Source organism: Rhodoferax sp. LS1P39, from assembly GCF_056521425.1.
In genome coordinates this window covers 360054-373403 of the sequence record NZ_JBWMAV010000001.1, presented here as the reverse complement: position 1 = coordinate 373403, position 13350 = coordinate 360054, and the positions used below count along the sequence as shown (strand labels likewise).

General features: G+C 64.3%; 9 protein-coding genes. All 9 read left to right on the top strand.

The window, feature by feature from the left end; all coding sequences use genetic code 11:
* Positions 1–2: 2 nt before the first annotated feature.
* The 9 genes from AC097O_RS01575 (at position 3) to AC097O_RS01535 (ending at position 13346) form a co-directional block, all read left to right on the top strand.
* A complete protein-coding gene (locus AC097O_RS01575; protein WP_479591131.1) occupies positions 3–3101 on the top strand; it encodes an error-prone DNA polymerase in 3099 nt (1032 codons plus the stop codon).
* Positions 3102–3200: 99 nt separating this feature from the next.
* A complete protein-coding gene (serA, locus tag AC097O_RS01570) occupies positions 3201–4430 on the top strand; it encodes a phosphoglycerate dehydrogenase (RefSeq protein ID WP_479591130.1) in 1230 nt (409 codons plus the stop codon).
* Positions 4431–4549: 119 nt separating this feature from the next.
* Entirely contained in the window at positions 4550–8437 is a 3888-nt protein-coding gene (locus tag AC097O_RS01565) for a DUF3683 domain-containing protein (RefSeq protein ID WP_479591129.1), read from the top strand.
* Entirely contained in the window at positions 8437–8850 is a 414-nt protein-coding gene (locus tag AC097O_RS01560) for a gamma-butyrobetaine hydroxylase family protein (protein ID WP_479591128.1), read from the top strand. The genes AC097O_RS01565 and AC097O_RS01560 overlap by 1 nt, the downstream gene beginning before the upstream one ends.
* A 132-nt stretch (positions 8851–8982) precedes the next feature.
* Entirely contained in the window at positions 8983–9714 is a 732-nt protein-coding gene (ubiE, locus tag AC097O_RS01555) for a bifunctional demethylmenaquinone methyltransferase/2-methoxy-6-polyprenyl-1,4-benzoquinol methylase UbiE (protein ID WP_315244918.1), read from the top strand.
* A gap of 43 nt (positions 9715–9757) precedes the next feature.
* Positions 9758–10741, top strand: coding sequence for a Tim44 domain-containing protein (locus tag AC097O_RS01550; protein ID WP_479591127.1), 984 nt, complete (start codon positions 9758–9760; stop codon positions 10739–10741).
* A gap of 60 nt (positions 10742–10801) precedes the next feature.
* The gene (locus tag AC097O_RS01545) at positions 10802–11344 is read left to right on the top strand and encodes a hypothetical protein (protein ID WP_479591126.1); all 543 of its coding nucleotides are present in this window, start codon (positions 10802–10804) and stop codon (positions 11342–11344) included.
* On the top strand, positions 11341–12921 hold the full coding sequence (gene ubiB, locus AC097O_RS01540) for a ubiquinone biosynthesis regulatory protein kinase UbiB (protein ID WP_479591125.1): 1581 nt from the start codon (positions 11341–11343) through the stop codon (positions 12919–12921). The genes AC097O_RS01545 and ubiB overlap by 4 nt, the downstream gene beginning before the upstream one ends.
* 71 nt (positions 12922–12992) lie before the next feature.
* Complete coding sequence (locus AC097O_RS01535) at positions 12993–13346, top strand: FmdB family zinc ribbon protein (RefSeq protein WP_479591124.1); 354 nt, start codon at positions 12993–12995, stop codon at positions 13344–13346.
* The last annotated feature ends 4 nt before the right edge of the window (positions 13347–13350 follow it).

Here is a 13350-nt window from a genome sequence, read left to right as displayed (position 1 = left end):
CCATGCTTTCTGTTCAGCCCTATGCCGAGCTGTGGTGTCTCAGCAATTTCTCTTTTCTGCGCGGTGCCAGCCAACCCGCCGAGTTGGTGGAACGGGCCAAAAAGCTGGGCTACGCCGCCCTGGCGGTCACCGACGAGTGTTCCATGGCCGGGATCGTGCGCGCCCACGTGGCCGCCAAAGAGCAAGGCCTGCCGCTGCTGGTGGGCAGCCAGTTCCAGGTGGATGGTGAAGCACCCTTCACCTTCATCGTGCTGGCCTGCAATCTCAACGGCTACGGCAATCTGTGCGAGTTCATCACCGGGCTGCGCCGGTCGGCGCACAAGGGCACCTACCACCTCACCCGCGAGGCCATAGACCCGCAGGCCCTGGCCGACTGCGTGGTGCTGGCCGCACCGGACCGGCGCTCCACCGGCGCGCAACTGGAATCCGTGGCCCGCTGGCTGCTGGGTGCCTTTACCGGTCGCTGCTGGCTGGCGGTGCAGTTGCTGCGCGTGCTGGGCGACGAGATGTGGCTGTACCAGTTGCGCCAGGTCAGCGCGCTCACCGCCATTGGATTGGTGGCCGCCGGGGATGTGCACATGCATGTGCGCTCCCGCAAGCCGCTGCAGGATGTGCTTACTGCCACCCGGATCGGCCAGCCCCTGACCGCCTGCGGCCTGGCCCTGCAGCCGAATGCGGAGCGGCACTTGCGCACCCGGCTGCGCCTGGCCCAGACCTACCCCCCTGACCTGCTGGACGAGACCCTGCAGGTGGCGGCACGCTGCAAGTTCTCTCTGGACGAGTTGCGCTACCGGTACCCGGACGAAGTGGTGCCGCCGGGCGAAACGCCCATGGGCTATCTGCGCCGCATCACCTACGAGGGGGCAGGGCGGCGCTGGCCGCAGGGGATGGCAGCCAAGGAGCAAGAGCAGATCGAGCACGAGCTCACACTCATTGGCGACCTGCGCTTCGAGCATTACTTTTTGACTGTCTACGACATCGTGCGTTTCGCCCGCAGCCAGCACATCCTCTGCCAGGGCCGGGGGTCGGCGGCCAACTCCGTGGTCTGCTACTGCCTGGGTGTGACCGAGGTGGACCCGGCCCGCATGAACATGTTGTTCGAGCGCTTCATCAGCCGCGAGCGCAACGAGCCGCCCGACATCGATATCGACTTCGAGCACGAGCGGCGTGAAGAGGTGCTGCAGTACCTGTACGCCAAATATGGCCGGGACCGCGCGGCACTGACCGGCGTGGTCATCTGCTACCGGCCCAAGTCGGCCATCCGGGACGTGGGCAAGGCCCTGGGGTTCCCGCTGGAAACCCTGGAGCTGCTGGCCAAGGGCCACCACTGGTGGGACGGCCAGGCCATCGCCCCCGATCGGCTGCAGGAAGCAGGCCTGCGCCTGGACGATCTGGCGGTGCAGCAACTGCTGGAGCTGACCGCGGCCTTGCTGGATTTTCCGCGCCATCTGTCCCAGCACACCGGGGGCTTCGTGCTCACCCAGGGCCCGCTGGCGCGCATGGTGCCGATTGAGAACGCCGCCATGCCCAACCGCACCGTGATCGAATGGGACAAGGACGATCTGGATGCCGTGGGCCTGCTCAAGGTGGACTGCCTGGCGCTGGGCATGCTCACCGCCCTGCGCAAGTCGCTGGATTTCATCGGCCAGCGCACCGGCCAGACCATGGCGATGCAGGACATTCCGCCCAAGTGTGTGGCCACCTACGACATGATTTGCCAGGCCGACACCGTGGGTGTGTTCCAGATCGAGAGCCGGGCGCAGATGGGCATGCTACCCCGGTTGCGCCCCCGCTGCTTCTACGACCTGGTGGTCGAGGTGGCCATCGTGCGCCCCGGGCCTATCCAGGGCGGCATGGTGCACCCCTACCTGAACCGCCGCCAGGGCATCGAGCCCGTCACTTTTCCCAGCGCTGCGCTGGAAGAGGCTTTGGGCCGCACCCTGGGGGTTCCGATATTCCAGGAGCAGGTGATGCAGATTTCCATTTTGGCCGCCGGGTTCACCCCGGGCGAGGCAGACGGGCTGCGGCGGGCCATGGCCGCCTGGAAGCGCAAGGGTGGGCTGGAAAAGTACTACGACAAGATCGTTGGCGGCATGACCGCGCGCGGCTACGACGAGGCGTTTGCCCAGAATATCTTCGAGCAGATCAAGGGCTTTGGCGAGTACGGCTTTCCGGAAAGCCACGCGGCATCGTTTGCCTTGCTGGTCTATACCAGTTGCTGGATCAAGCGGCACCACCCGGCCGAGTTTCTGGCCGCCCTGCTCAACAGCCAGCCGCTGGGCTTTTACTCGGCCTCGCAGCTGGTACAGGATGCCCAGCGCCACGGTGTCGAGGTACGGCCCCCGGATGTGATGCTCAGCCACGTGGACTGCACCCTGGAAGACCTGCCGCACCCCCCGGCCGTGCGGCTAGGCCTGCGCCTCATCGACAAGCTGCAGAAAAAGTCCGCCCAGCGCATCGTGCAGGCCCGTGCCGAAGCACCTTTCGACAGCGCCGAAGACCTGGCCCGGCGTGCCCACCTGGAGCAGCACGAGATGCAGACCCTGGCCGCCGCCGATGCGCTGATGGGCCTGTCCGGCCACCGGCGGCAACAGGTCTGGGATGCCTCGGCCCTGCGCTCCACGCCACGGCTGCTGCGGGACGCGCCGGTGGACGAGGACCTGCTGGAATTGCCCCCCGCGCTGGAAGGGGAGGAGGTGGAGTGGGACTACGCGTCCCTGGGCCTGACCCTGCGCAGCCACCCGCTGGCGCTGCTGCGGCCCCAACTGGCCCGGCGCAGGCTGATGTCGGCACAAGACCTGCTGGGCGTGCCCGATGGCCGCATGGTGCGCCACTGCGGCATCGTCACGCTGCGCCAGCAGCCGCCCACCGCCAAGGGCACGACTTTCCTCACCCTGGAGGACGAAACCGGCGTGGTGCAAGTGATCTGCTGGAAAGCCGTGCGGGAGACGCAGCGCGCCGCACTGCTGCAGTCCCGGCTGCTGGCGGTGCGGGGCCGCTGGCAGCGCGAAGGTGATGTGATGAACCTGATCGCCCAGAAGCTAGTGGACCTGACCCCCTTGCTCGGCAGCCTGGCTACCACCAGCCGGGATTTCAAATAGCCCCTGCTACGGACAGTGTCGCCTGGGCGGGGGCCCTATTTGTTGCGGCGCAGCATGCTAGCATCGTCCTCCCCTCCACCTCTGACAGCCGGGCACCGCATGCGCAAGACTTCTCTGGACAAAAGCAAGATCAAGTTTCTCTTACTGGAAGGCGTGCACCCTTCGGCGCTGGAGGTGCTGCGCAACGCGGGCTACACCCAGATCGAGAGCTTGCCCGGCGCTTTGCCCGAGGACCAGCTGAAAGAAAAGATCGCCGACGCGCATTTCATCGGCATCCGCTCGCGCACCCAGCTCACCCAAGAAGTGTTTGCCCAGGCACACAAGCTGGTCGCCGTGGGCTGCTTTTGCATAGGCACCAACCAAGTGGACCTGGAGGCCGCCCGCGAGCGCGGCATCGCCGTGTTCAACGCGCCGTTTTCCAACACCCGGTCGGTGGCCGAGCTGGTGCTGGCCGAGGCGATTTTGCTGTTGCGCGGCATCCCTGAGAAAAGCGCGGTGGCGCACCGCGGTGGCTGGCTCAAGTCGGCCGAAAATTCTTACGAGATCCGCGGCAAAACCCTGGGTATCGTGGGCTATGGCTCGATCGGCACGCAGTTGTCGGTGTTGGCCGAAGCCATGGGCATGCAGGTTTGTTTTTACGATGTGGTGACCAAGCTGCCGCTGGGCAATGCGCGCCAGGTGGGCAACTTGCACGAATTGCTGGGCCAGAGCGACATCGTCACCCTGCACGTGCCCGAAACCGCGGCCACCCAGTGGATGATTGGGGCCAAAGAGATCGCTGCCATGAAGCAGGGCGGCATTTTGATCAACGCCGCACGCGGCACCGTGGTGGATATCGATGCGCTGGCCGCCGCCCTGCAGGCCAAAAAGCTGCTGGGTGCCGCCATCGACGTGTTCCCCGAAGAACCGCGCAGCAACAAGGACGAGTTCCAGTCGCCTCTGCGCGGCCTGGACAATGTGATCCTGACCCCGCACGTGGGCGGCTCCACCATCGAGGCCCAGGCCAATATCGGCCTGGAAGTGGCGGAGAAGCTGGTCAAGTACAGCGACAACGGCACCTCTACATCGTCGGTCAACTTCCCCGAGGTGGCTCTCAGCAGCCATTCCGGCAAGCACCGTCTGCTGCACATCCACCACAACGTGCCCGGCGTGCTGTCGGCGGTCAACCAGGTGTTCAGTGACAACCGCATCAACATCGCCGCGCAGTTTCTGCAAACCAACGAGAAGATTGGCTATGTGGTGATCGATATCGATGCGGAATCCAGCGATTTGGCCCTGGAAAAGCTGGCGGACGTGCCGGGCACCATCCGCAGCCGCGTGCTGTTCTGATTTCACTGTCGTTTCCCGACAACCCGCTGTCGGCAGGGTGAAAGTCCGCTGCCCTAAAATCGCTACCCGACTGTCATCCCAGGCCCATGGGCGCTGTGCCCACCCCAGGTTTTCCCCCAATGAATGCTCCCACCGCGTTGTCCACCCTGCTGGCGCAGGCCCCTGAAGCCGTTCGCCTGCGCGAAATCCCGTACAACTACACCTCGTTTTCCGACCGCGAAATCGTCATCCGCCTGCTGGGCACACGCGCCTGGGATGTCCTGAACGGCCTGCGCCAGGAGCGCCGTACTGGCAGATCTGCCCGCATGCTGTACGAGGTGCTGGGTGATATCTGGGTGGTGCAACGCAACCCCTACCTGCAAGACGACCTGCTGGACAACCCCAAGCGCCGCAAGCAGCTGGTCGATGCCCTGCACCACCGCCTCGACGAAGTCGGCAAGCGCCGCAACCCGGATGCCAACGGCGAGCGCGATGCCCTGGTGGGCGAGCTGCTGGTGGCGGCCACGGCGGCGGTGGACCAATTTGGCAAGACTTTCGTCCAGGTGGCCGACCTGCGCCGCAAGACAGCGCGCGTGCTGGGCAAGCTGACTGCCAAGGACAACATCAAGTTCGACGGCCTGAGCCGCGTGAGCCACGTCACTGATGCCACCGACTGGCGCGTCGAATACCCGTTTGTGGTGCTCACCCCCGACACCGAGGCCGAGATGGCAGGGCTGGTCAAGGGCTGCATCGAACTCGGCCTGACCATCATTCCGCGCGGCGGCGGCACCGGCTACACCGGCGGCGCGATCCCGCTCACCTGGAACAGTGCGGTCATCAACACCGAGAAACTGGAGGCCATGACCGAGGTGGAGATGCGCATGCTGCCCGGTGTGGACCACCCCGTGGCCACCATCTTCAGCGAAGCCGGTGTGGTGACCCAGCGCGTGGCCGACGCGGCCGAGCGCGGCGGTTATGTGTTTGCGGTCGATCCCACGTCGGCCGAGGCCTCGTGCATCGGCGGCAACATCGCCATGAATGCCGGTGGCAAAAAGGCCGTGCTCTGGGGCACGGCGCTGGACAACCTGGCCTCGTGGCGCATGGTCACGCCCGACGCGCAGTGGCTGGAAGTCACCCGCCTGAACCACAACCTGGGAAAGATCCACGACGTGGAAATGGCCAGCTTCGAGCTGCAGTATTTCGAGGCCGACGGCAAAACCAAGATCCGCACCGAGCGCCTGGACATTCCGGGCCGCACCTTCCGTAAGGAAGGCCTGGGCAAGGACGTGACCGACAAGTTCCTCAGCGGCCTGCCCGGCATCCAGAAAGAGGGCTGCGACGGCCTGATCACCAGCGGCCGCTGGGTGGTGCACCGCATGCCCGCGCACACCCGTACTGTGTGCCTGGAGTTCTTTGGCGATGCCAAGAACGCCGTGCCCAGCATCGTCGAGATCAAGGACTTCATGTTTGCCGAACAAAAGCGCACCGGCGTGCTGCTGGCCGGGCTGGAGCACCTGGACGACCGCTACCTGAAAGCCGTGGGCTACACCACCAAGTCCAAGCGCGGTGGCCTGCCCAAGATGGCCTTGTTTGGCGACATCGCGGGCGACAACGCCGACGATGTGGCCCGCGCCACCAGTGAAGTGGTGCGCATCGCCAATTCGCGCAGCGGCGAAGGCTTCATCGCCATCAGCCCCGAGGCGCGCAAGAAATTCTGGCTGGACCGCAAGAAAACCGCCGCCATCAGCCGCCACACCAACGCCTTCAAGATCAACGAAGACGTGGTGATCCCGCTGCCGCGCATGGCCGAGTACACCGACGGCATCGAGCGCATCAACATCGAGCTCAGCCTGAAGAACAAGCTGGAGCTGTGCGATGCGCTGCAAGACTTCTTCAGCAAAGGCAATTTGCCCCTGGGCAAGGGTGACGAAGACGGCGATGTGCCGTCGCCCGAGCTGCTGGAAGAGCGGGTTACGCAGGCCCTGGCCCTGGTGGCCGAGACACGCGCCCTGTGGCAGGGCTGGCTGGACGGGGTGGAAACCCTGTTTCCGCAGTTGCAAGACCACACGCTGCGTGCCAGCTGGAAGACGCAGATCCGTGCGGGCCTGCAAAACATCTTTACCGGCGCGGCCTTCAAGGGCATCCTGGACGAGTGCACCGCCATCCATAAGACTGTTCTCAAGGGCCGGGTCTGGGTGGCCCTGCACATGCACGCCGGGGACGGCAATGTGCACACCAACCTGCCGGTCAACAGCGACAACTACGAGATGCTGCAAACCGCGCACGGTGCCGTCAAACGCATCATGGCGCTGGCCCGCAGCCTGGACGGCGTGATCTCGGGCGAGCACGGCATCGGCATCACCAAGCTGGAATTTTTGAGCGATGCCGAGATGCAGCCGTTCACCGACTACAAGCAGCGCATTGACCCCGAAGGCCGCTTCAACAAAGGCAAGTTGCTACGAAAATCAGAGCTGCCTGTGCTTAATGGACAAGCGCTAGATGCCGATTTGACCAATGCCTATACCCCCAGCTTCGGGCTGATGGGCCACGAGTCGCTGATCATGCAGCAAAGCGATATCGGCGCGATTGCCGACAGCATGAAGGACTGCCTGCGTTGCGGCAAATGCAAACCGGTATGCGCCACCCACGTGCCGCGCGCCAACCTGCTGTACAGCCCGCGCAACAAGATCCTGGCCACCTCTTTGCTGGTAGAAGCCTTCTTGTACGAAGAGCAGACCCGCCGCGGCGTGAGCATCAAGCACTGGGAGCAGTTCGAGGACGTAGCCGACCACTGCACCGTGTGCCACAAGTGCCTGACGCCTTGCCCAGTGAAGATCGACTTTGGCGACGTGACCATGAACATGCGCAACCTGCTGCGCAAGATGGGCCAGAAGAGCTTCCGCCCCGGCAATGCCGCCGCCATGTTCTTTCTGAACGCCACCAATCCCGAGACCATCAAGCTGGCCCGGGCGGCGATGGTCGGTGTGGGCTTCAAGGCCCAGCGCCTGGCCAACGACCTGCTGCGCAGCTTTGCCAAGAAGCAAACCGCCGCGCCCCGCGCCACGGTGGGCACCGCGCCCATCAAGGAGCAGGTGATCCACTTCATCAACAAGAAGATGCCCGGCGGCCTGCCCAAAAAGACCGCCCGCGCGCTTCTGGACATCGAAGACAGCGATTACGTGCCCATCATCCGCAACCCGGTGGCCACCACCAGCGAGTCCGAGGCGGTGTTTTACTTCCCCGGCTGCGGCTCCGAGCGCCTGTTCAGCCAGGTCGGCCTGGCCACCCAGGCCATGCTGTGGCATGCAGGCGTGCAAACCGTACTGCCACCCGGCTACCTGTGCTGCGGCTACCCGCAAAAGGGCAGCGGCCAGTTCGATAAGGCCGACAAGATCATCACCGACAACCGGGTGCTGTTCCACCGCGTGGCCAACACGCTGAACTACCTGGACATCAAGACCGTGGTGGTGAGCTGCGGCACCTGTTATGACCAGCTGCAGGGCTACCAGTTCGACAAGATCTTCCCCGGCTGCCGCATCATCGACATCCACGAATACCTGCTGGAAAAAGGCATTACGCTCAATAGCGGCGGCAGCTACCTGTACCACGACCCCTGCCACACGCCCATGAAGCTGCAGGAGCCGATGAAGACGGTGAAGGCGCTGCTGGGCGACCAGGTGCTGGAATCCAAACGCTGCTGCGGCGAGTCCGGCACGCTGGGCGTGACCCGGCCCGATATTTCCACGCAGATCCGCTTTCGCAAGGAAGAAGAGCTGCGCAAAGACGAGACCAAGCTACGCGCCATGGGCAACCTGGCCGGAAATGACGTAAAGGACAACGTGAAAATCCTCACCAGCTGCCCCAGCTGCCTGCAGGGCCTGAGCCGCTACGGCAACGACCTGCAAAACGGCCTGTTGGAAGCCGACTACATCGTGGTCGAAATGGCCAACCAGATCCTGGGCAAAGATTGGCTGCCCACCTACGTGGCGCAAGTCAACCACGGCGGCATTGAGCGGGTGCTCGTGTAATGGCGGGCTTGAAGGCGGGTGCGCCTACTCCCACAGACATCACCGTCCACGGCCTGTCGCGGGCGTTAGAAGTCACGTTCTCCGACGGCGCGGTGTTCCGCATCCCGTTTGAGCTGATGCGCGTGTATTCGCCGTCGGCCGAGGTGCAAGGCCACGGCCCGGGCCAGGAAACCCTGCAAACCGGCAAGCGCGAAGTCACCCTGGTCGGTCTGGAGCCGGTGGGCAACTACGGCGTGCAGCCCGCGTTCTCCGACGGCCACAGCACCGGCATCTTCACCTGGGAGTACCTGTACTTTCTGGGTAGGGAGCAAGACACGCTGTGGGCCGACTACGAAGCCCGCCTGGTGGCAGCCGGTGCCAGCCGCGATACGCCCATGCCCGGCAAAGCGGCCAAGGGCTGCGGCAGCCACTAAAATTGGTTTGCTACGGAAAATATAGCTTGTCACGCCCATTGAATGGGCGCTAGAAGCCGATTTTCTTTAAATTCCCTGTGCGGTACAGGGTTGTCGCTGTCTTGTGCCGCCATTCTGATTTAGTATACAAACATGAGCACTACCCACTTCGGTTTCCAGTCGGTTGACGAGAGCGACAAGGCCCGCCATGTGCGTGGCGTGTTCGATTCCGTGGCCTCCAAATACGACCTGATGAACGACCTGATGTCGGCAGGTTTGCACCGCACCTGGAAGGCCTACACCGTGCTGGTGGCCGACATCCGCGAAGGCCACCAGGTGCTGGACATCGCAGGCGGCACCGGCGACCTGGCCATGGCGTTTGCCAAAAAGGTCGGCGCAACGGGCCGGGTGGTGCATACCGACATCAACGAAGCCATGCTGCGCACCGGCCGCGACCGCCTGCTGGACGCGGGCGTGGTGCTGCCCACCATGGTCTGCGATGCCGAAAAACTGCCGTTCCCCGATGCCAGCTTCGACCGCGTCAGCGTGGCCTTTGGCCTGCGCAACATGACCCACAAGGACGTGGCCCTGGCCGAGATGTGCCGCGTGCTCAAGCCCGGCGGCAAGCTGCTGGTACTGGAGTTTTCCAAGGTGGCCCAGCCGCTGGAGAAGGTCTACGATTGGTATTCCTTCAAGGTGCTGCCGCAACTGGGCAAGCTGGTGGCGGGCGACGATGCCAGCTACCGCTACCTGGCCGAATCCATCCGCATGCACCCCGGCCAGAAAGAGCTGAAAACCATGATGCAGGCTGCAGGTTTTGGCCATGTGGACTACCACAACCTTACCGGGGGCATGGTGGCCTTGCATGTGGGAATCAAGTGTTGAGCCGTTTCACATCTAATAACACCACTATCCACGGAGAGACACCATGAAAATTTGGGCATTGGTTTTGGCCGCCACCCTGGCCATCAGCGCGGGCTTTGATGCCGATGCCGCACGCCGCATGGGCGGCGGCAAGTCGATCGGGCAGCAGTCTGGCAACGTCACACAGCGCCAGGCGACACCCGCTGCGCCTGCACAAAACACGACCAATGCCAACAACGCCACGGCAGCCAAACCGGCGGCAGCGCCTGCAGCGGCGGCACCCAAGCGCCCCTGGGGGGCCATGCTGGGCGGGTTGGCCGCTGGCCTGGGCCTGGCCTGGCTGGCCAGCTCGCTGGGCCTGGGCGAGGCCATGGGGCAATTCATGCTGATCGCCCTGGCGGTAATGGTGGCAATGGCACTGTTTGGCTGGTTCATGCGTTCGCGTAAAAACGCCAGCGCATCGGCATCCGCTGCCCACAAAAGCCCGTTTGCCTTCCAGGGCGCAGGCCCGGCGGCGGCCACGGCCACACCGGCCTACCGGATGGAGAACGTGGGCAACGACGCTTCGGCCCGGCCCTTCGAGCGCAGCAGCCACCTGGCACCGCTGGAGTCCGGCGGCTCCATGATCGGCTCGGGGTTGTCCGGCCCGCAAGGCTGGGGCATCCCCGCAGGCTTTGATGCCGACGGCTTCTTGCGCGCCGCCAAGAACAACTTCATCACCTTGCAATCGGCCTGGGACCGCTCGGACATCGCGTCCCTGCGCGCCATGATGACCGACACCATGCTGGGCGAAATCCAGTCCCAGCTGACCGAGCGCGAGACCCATACTGGGGGCAACACCAACCATACCGATGTGGTGATGCTCGATGCCCAACTCTTGGGCATCGAAGATCTGGGCAACGACTACATGGCCAGTGTCGAGTTCTCCGGCATGATCCGCGAAGACCCATCGGCCGGCCCCAGCCCGTTCCGCGAAGTGTGGAACATGACCAAACCCAAGAGCGGTGCCAGCGGCTGGCTGGTGGCGGGCGTACAAGCCCTGCAATAGCGATTGGTCAAGGACGCTTGCGTCCTGGAGTCAAGTAACTATCCCGGATAATGGGGGACTATGGCAACACAGTCCCCTTTTTCTTTGCTCGAAAACCTCTTCACCCGCGCCAGCGCCACGCTGCAGCCACCCCCGTGGGTGGTAGACGAGGTGCAAAACCGCATTGTTTTGCTGCTCAACCACGTGCTGCAGCAAGAGCCCGAAGCCACCGCCCGCCTGGCCCGGCAAAAGGGCCGCGTGGTGCTGATGCAATGGCGCAGCTTCCACATGGCCCTGGTGGCCACGCCTGCGGGCTTGCTGGACCGCGCCACGCCCGGCATGCGCGCCGACCTGACGCTGACCATCACCGAGACCTCGCCCTTCGCCCTGGCCCAGCAGGCGCTGAGCGCGGGCAAGCCCGGCGTGCGCATCGAGGGCGACGTGCAACTGGCCGCCGAGGTCAACTGGCTGGTGGACCATGTGCGCTGGGATCTGGAAGAAGACCTTTCGCGGGTGGTGGGTGACACCACCGCCCATACCGTGGGCAACGTGGTGCGCAGTGCGGTGGCGGCTTTGCGTGGCTTCATAGCTAAGCGCCCTGGTGCCAACAAGGCCGCTGCGTGAGCCGGATGTTTCGGGGCGCGTACATCGTCTGGATCGTCCTGCGCTACGGTCTGGACGAGCTGGTCCTGACCAGCTTCAACAAGCCCTGGCTGGCGGTGGTGTCGCGGATTTTGTCCGTGGGCCGCAACCTGGATGCCCCACGCGGCGTGCGTCTGCGCGAGGCGCTGGAGCGACTCGGCCCCATCTTCGTCAAGTTCGGCCAGGTGCTGTCCACCCGGCGCGATCTGCTGCCGCCCGACATTTCGGACGAGCTGGCCCGCCTGCAAGACCGGGTGCCGCCGTTTGCCTCGGAGATCGCAGTGGCGACCATCGAGCGGGCGTTCCGCAAGCCGCTGGGCAGCATTTTTGAAAGCTTTGACCACGAACCGGTGGCCAGCGCGTCCATCGCCCAGGTGCACTTTGCGGTGCTCAAAGACCGCAACGGCAAGCTGCGCGACGTAGCGGTCAAGGTCTTGCGCCCCAACATGCTGCCCGCGATCGAAAAAGACCTGGGCCTGATGCGCATGATGGCGGGCTGGGTGAATGGCTTCTCGGAAGACGGCAAGCGCCTGAAACCGCTGGAAGTGGTGGCCGAGTTCGACAAATACCTGCACGACGAGCTGGACCTGGTGCGCGAGGCCTCCAGTGCCGCCCAGTTGCGCCGCAACATGGAAGGCCTGGACCTGGTGCTGATCCCCGAGATGTTCTGGGACCTGTGCGCCACCGAAGCCATCGTGATGGAGCGCATGACCGGCATTCCCATCAGCCACACCGAGCGGCTGCGCGCGGCGGGGGTGGACTTTCAAAAGCTGGCCCGCGACGGCGTGACGATTTTCTTCACCCAGGTGTTCCGCGACGGCTTCTTCCACGCCGACATGCACCCGGGCAACATCCAGGTGTCGGTGGAGCCCGCTACTTTTGGCCGTTACATTTCGCTGGATTTCGGCATTGTCGGCACGCTCACCGAGTACGACAAAGAGTACCTGGCGCAGAACTTCACCGCCTTCTTCCGCCGCGACTACAAGCGCGTGGCCGAGCTGCACATTGAATCCGGCTGGGTGCCCGCCACCACCCGGGTGGACGAGCTGGAGGCCGCCATCCGCGCGGTGTGCGAGCCGTATTTCGATCGGCCCCTGAAGGAAATCTCGCTGGGCATGGTGCTGATGCGCCTGTTCCAGACCTCGCGCCGCTTCCAGGTCGAAATCCAGCCGCAACTGGTGCTGTTGCAGAAAACCCTGCTTAACATCGAAGGCCTGGGCCGCGACCTCGACCCCGAGCTGGACCTGTGGAACACCGCCAAGCCCTTCCTGGAAAAGTGGATGCTGGAGCAGATCGGCCCCAAGGCCTTCATCGAGCAGCTGAAAAACGAAGCCCCGCGCTACGCCAAGCTGCTGCCCGAGTTGCCGCGCCTGCTGGTGGATTTTCTGAAAAAAGGTGCAACCGACCGGGACACCGACCAGCGTCGCCTGATGGAAGAGCTGCTGGCCGAGCACAAACGCACCAACCGCCTGCTGCACGGCCTGATTTACGGCGCCATCGGTTTCGGCCTGGGCCTGCTGGCCATGCGCGTGCTGCTGGTGTCCCCCTACCTCTTCTAGAGCGCTCAGGGTTTTCACCCTGCCATCTTATAATCATAGGTTTTGCGACTTCAACCCGAGCTTTCTACGCCATGCCTATCTACGCTTACAAATGCGAGTCCTGCGGGCACGCATTCGACGTACTGCAAAAAATGTCCGACGCGGTGCTGACCGATTGCCCTAGCTGCCACGCCGCCGCTTTGCAAAAACAGGTCACCGCGGCCGGCTTCCAGCTCAAGGGCTCGGGCTGGTACGTTACCGATTTCCGCAATGGCAGCGGTGGCGCGGCTGCAGTGCCGCCCCCCAAGGCCGAAGACGGCAAGCCTGCTGTGGATGCCCCGGCGGCCAAGCCCGCTGAAACGGCTGCTGCAGCTCCCGCCGCTGCGCCCGCATCCGCCCCGGCTCCGGCCCCTGCGCCGTCCAGCGGCAGTACCCCGGCGGCCTGACATC

Coding starts and splice junctions, on each gene's coding strand:
- AC097O_RS01575 (WP_479591131.1), top strand. CDS start 3: ATGCTTTCTGTTCAGCCCTATGCCGAGCTGTGGTGTCTCAGCAATTTC.
- serA (WP_479591130.1), top strand. CDS start 3,201: ATGCGCAAGACTTCTCTGGACAAAAGCAAGATCAAGTTTCTCTTACTG.
- AC097O_RS01565 (WP_479591129.1), top strand. CDS start 4,550: ATGAATGCTCCCACCGCGTTGTCCACCCTGCTGGCGCAGGCCCCTGAA.
- AC097O_RS01560 (WP_479591128.1), top strand. CDS start 8,437: ATGGCGGGCTTGAAGGCGGGTGCGCCTACTCCCACAGACATCACCGTC.
- ubiE (WP_315244918.1), top strand. CDS start 8,983: ATGAGCACTACCCACTTCGGTTTCCAGTCGGTTGACGAGAGCGACAAG.
- AC097O_RS01550 (WP_479591127.1), top strand. CDS start 9,758: ATGAAAATTTGGGCATTGGTTTTGGCCGCCACCCTGGCCATCAGCGCG.
- AC097O_RS01545 (WP_479591126.1), top strand. CDS start 10,802: ATGGCAACACAGTCCCCTTTTTCTTTGCTCGAAAACCTCTTCACCCGC.
- AC097O_RS01535 (WP_479591124.1), top strand. CDS start 12,993: ATGCCTATCTACGCTTACAAATGCGAGTCCTGCGGGCACGCATTCGAC.